Source organism: Olleya sp. Ti.3.14 (assembly GCF_038154885.1).
Classification (GTDB): Bacteria; Bacteroidota; Bacteroidia; order Flavobacteriales; family Flavobacteriaceae; genus Olleya.
On the sequence record NZ_JBAKAO010000066.1, the window covers coordinates 1 to 292 of the forward strand.

At 32.5% G+C, this 292-nt stretch carries 1 pseudogene; it reads right to left on the reverse strand.

The annotated features are described in order from the left end of the window. Positions 1-292, reverse strand: a pseudogene (locus V6251_RS15305) (hypothetical protein); the annotation flags it as partial.

Sequence of the window (292 nt, forward strand, 5' to 3'; positions counted from 1 at the left end):
TAATTTTTACCAGTAGCTGTGTTTATTGACTCAATAACCGTTTTAACCTCTGAAGCTCCTTTAAAAACAGATACCTTTTCAATTTGATCCTCACTTAACTGTAAAGCTTCAAACGCTTCTTTATTTAAAACTTTATCATCAACTACATGTGCTGTTCCATCACCTATAACCTTACGTGCTGGTCTATCTACTTTAGGGAAGATTAATTGGTTCACAACATTCCAATGTACCTTTTGGATAATGGTTCCTTTTTCTAATTTTAATAATCCTGGATTAGAACGTATGATTGTTT